The sequence below is a fragment of the Pseudomonas sp. REP124 genome, from assembly GCF_020164475.1.
GTDB lineage: Bacteria > Pseudomonadota > Gammaproteobacteria > Pseudomonadales > Pseudomonadaceae > Aquipseudomonas.
On sequence record NZ_JAIQWX010000272.1, the window covers coordinates 1 to 3,241 of the forward strand.

The 3,241-nt window shown below is 63.9% G+C and carries 2 protein-coding genes; both read right to left on the bottom strand.

What is annotated here, in order from left to right; all coding sequences use genetic code 11:
* Positions 1-44: 44 nt before the first annotated feature.
* Positions 45-1,577, bottom strand: coding sequence for a histidine ammonia-lyase (gene hutH / locus K9857_RS30090; protein ID WP_224542180.1), 1,533 nt, complete (start codon positions 1,575-1,577; stop codon positions 45-47).
* Between the two features lie 116 nt (positions 1,578-1,693).
* Positions 1,694-3,217, bottom strand: a complete 1,524-nt coding sequence (hutH, locus tag K9857_RS30095) for a histidine ammonia-lyase (RefSeq protein WP_224542182.1) — start codon at positions 3,215-3,217, stop codon at positions 1,694-1,696.
* Positions 3,218-3,241 lie beyond the last annotated feature (24 nt).

The following is a 3,241-nucleotide window of genomic DNA, read 5'->3' on the forward strand; positions in this document are numbered from 1 at the left end:
TGATGTCGCCCCTGTAGGAGCGAGGCTTGCCCGCGAAGGGGCCATCACAGACTCGGCAGCAACCTCGCCGAAACCAGTTCGGTCAGGCACCGCGAAGCCAGCAGTTCAGTCGCCGCGTTGATGTCCGGCGCAAAGAAGCGGTCCTTCTCGTAGAACGGCACTTCGTTGCGCAGGATCGCGCGGGCTTTTTCCAATGTTGGCGAGGTCTTCAGACCGTTACGCAGGTCCAAGCCCTGCACCGCCGCCAGCCATTCCACGGCGAGAATGCCGCGAGTGTTGCCAGCCATTTCCCAGAGGCGCTTGCCGGCGGCCGGTGCCATGGAGACGTGGTCTTCCTGGTTGGCGGAAGTGGGCAGGCTGTCCACCGAGTGCGGATGAGCCAGGGCTTTGTTTTCGCTGGCCAGTGCCGCGGCCGTTACCTGGGCAATCATGAACCCGGAGTTCACCCCGCCGTTGGCCACGAGGAACGGCGGCAACTGCGACATGTGCTTGTCCATCATCAGCGAGATGCGGCGTTCGCTCAGGGAGCCGATTTCGGAGAGGGCCAGCGCCAGGTTGTCCGCGGCCATGGCCACCGGTTCGGCGTGGAAGTTGCCGCCGGAAATCACATCGCCTTCGGCGGCGAACACCAACGGGTTGTCGGATACGGCGTTGGCTTCAATCGCCAGCACTTCCGCCGCCTGACGGAACTGGGTCAGGCAGGCACCCATGACTTGCGGCTGGCAGCGCAGGGAGTACGGGTCCTGGACCTTTTCGCAGTTCTTGTGGGAATCGGAAACCTCGCTGCGCTCGCCCAGCAAATCGCGGTAGGCGGCAGCGGCGTCGATCTGGCCTTTCTGGCCACGGGCGGCGTGGATGCGCGCATCGAACGGTGAACGCGAGCCGAGTACCGCTTCAACGGTCAGGCCACCAATTGCCAGCGCGCCAACAAACAAGTCTTCACCTTCGAACAGGCCGCGCAGGGCGAATGCGGTGGAGACCTGAGTACCGTTTAGCAGCGCCAGGCCTTCTTTCGCGGCCAGGGTCAGCGGGGTCAGGCCGGCGACTTTCAGCGCTTCGGTCGCTTCCATCCATTCGCCCTTGTGGCGCGCCTTGCCCTCGCCCAGCAGCACCAGCGACATGTGTGCCAATGGCGCCAGGTCACCGGACGCACCAACCGAACCCTTCAAAGGAATATGCGGATAGACCTCGGCGTTGATCAGGGCGATCAGCGCATCGATGACTTTGCGGCGGATACCGGAGAAGCCACGGCTCAGGCTGTTGACCTTGAGCACCATGATCAGGCGACACAGCTCATCGCTGATCGGCTCGCCGACGCCGGCGGCGTGAGAAAGCACCAGCGAACGCTGCAGGTTTTCCAGGTCTTCGCTGGCGATGCGGGTCGAGGCCAGCAGGCCGAATCCGGTGTTGATGCCGTAGGCGGTGCGATTTTCGGCAAGGATCTGTTCAACGCAGGCGACGCTGGCCTCGATCTGCGCAGATGCACTGTTGTCGAGGGTCAGCTTCACCGGCTGCTGATACACCTCACGCAGTTGGGCGAGGCTCAGTTGGCCGGGAATCAGGTTTAGCGCAGTCATTTTTGGCTCCTTGTGAGAGTTGTAAATCAACTACCAGACGCTCCGGAGATATCCGTTGTCCGTCGCTTCCCGCCTTTTGGGCGGGCTGGCGCCTTGGCACGCTGGTTCAACGGAAATCAGTGCAGATTCGGCAAAGCCTTTTGCAGCAGGCTCGAATCCTTCAATACGCCGGCCGCAGCGGCGATGTCCGGCGCCAGCCAGCGGTCCTGGTCGTAGGCCGGCACGCGTTCGCGCAGCAGACGCCACGCCGCATCGGTCCCGGCGCCGAAGCGTTGTTCCTTGAGGAACTCGAAGGCCTGGGCCGCCAGCAGGTACTCGATGGCGAGGATCTGCGTGCAGTTTTCCAGCGCGCGATGCAGCTTCAGCGCAGCGTTGGTGCCCATGCTCAGGTGGTCTTCCTGCAGGCCCGAGGTGACGTAGTTGTCGAGCACCGCCGGTTGCGCCAGCTGGCGGTTTTCCGCGCACAGGGACGCGGCGACGTACTGCACGATCATCATTCCGGAGTTTACCCCCGGATTCGCCACCAGGAAGGCCGGCAGACCACTGACGTGCGGGTTGATCAGACGGTCCAGGCGACGCTCGGCGATGGAGCCGATTTCCGCCATGGCAATGGCCAGCAGGTCCGCCGCCATGGCCACCGATTGACCGTGGGGGTTGGCCTGGGACATGACGCGGAAGTTGTCCGGCGTGCCCAGCAGCAACGGGTTGTCGGTGCAGCCGTTGAGTTCGATTTCGACTTGCTTGATCGCATGTTCCAGCTGATCGCGGGCGGCGCCGTGGACCTGCGGAATCGAGCGGATGCTCAGGGCGTCCTGGGTGCGGATGCCCTTGCTCTGGGCGATCACTTCGCTGCCGTCGAGCAGCGCACGCAGGTTGATGCCGACCTTTTGCATGCCCGGGTGCGGCTTGAGCGCGATGATCTCGGCATCGAACGCGGCGATCTGCCCGCGCTGGGCCTCGAAGCTCATGGCGCTGATCACGTCGGCCCATTGCAGCAGGCGCGTCGCGTCGGCAATGGCCAGGGCGCTCAGGCCGTTCATGCACGGCGTGCCGTTGACCAGGCACAGCCCGTCCTTGGCGCCGAGTTGAACCGGTTGCAGGCCTTCTTCGGCCAGGGCTTGCTGCGCGGAGACGATCTGCCCGCGGTAGCTGACGTTGCCGACGCCCAGCAAGGCAATGGAAATGTGGGCCATGTGGGTCAGGTAACCGACCGAACCCTGGGACGGCACTTGCGGGGTGATGCCCTTGTTGAGCAACGCCAGCAAGGCTTCGACCACCCGACGATGCACGCCGGATTTGCCTTGAGTGAAGTTGAGGATGGCCGCGCACATGATCGCGCGGGTCTGCTCGTCGGCCAGCGGGGCGCCGACGCCACAGGCGTGGCTGAGCAGGGTGTTGCGGGACATCTGGCTGAGCTGTTCGTCCTTGAGCGAGACGTTGCACAGGGCGCCCAGGCCGGTGTTCACGCCATAGGCGCGCTCACCGCTGCTGACGATGCGCTGGACGATGGCCTGCGCATTCTCGATCCGTGCCCAGGCCTGCGCCGACAATTCCAACTGCGCGCCGTGACGGGCGACGGCGACTACATCCTGCCAACGCAGCGGGGCGTCGGCGATAACGATTTTTTCAGCCTGGGACATCTTCAACCTCAACCTTGAATTTTA